The 269-nt window shown below is 69.1% G+C and carries 1 protein-coding gene; it reads left to right on the top strand.

Features of this window, described 5'->3' with window-relative positions; genetic code table 11:
• Positions 1-189: AraC family transcriptional regulator (locus tag DBR23_RS31400; RefSeq protein WP_233250646.1), on the top strand; the 189-nt coding region annotated here is incomplete at its 5' end.
• Positions 190-269 lie beyond the last annotated feature (80 nt).

A 269-nucleotide genomic window follows, 5' to 3' on the forward strand; every position in this document is an offset into this window, starting at 1 on the left:
AGCTACCGCGTCTGGTCCCAGGTGCGGTTGGCGATGGCGGGGCTGGCGGTCAGCCCGCGCCTGACCGACGCGGCGTTGCACGGCGAGTTTTCTGATTCGGCCCACTTCAGCCGCATGTTCCGGCAGACCTTTGGCATGACACCGTCGAGCGTGCTCAAGCCGCTCAAGAAGGTGACCTTGCTGGCCTGAGGCTCAGCTTCCGCCCACGCGCCGCGCCAGCGCGCTGGCCGTCAGCGCCTGGCGCGCTGGCCAATCATCAGCCGCCTGGC

This window comes from Acidovorax sp. HMWF018, assembly GCF_003061035.1.
GTDB classification, from domain to species: Bacteria; Pseudomonadota; Gammaproteobacteria; order Burkholderiales; family Burkholderiaceae_C; genus Acidovorax; species Acidovorax delafieldii.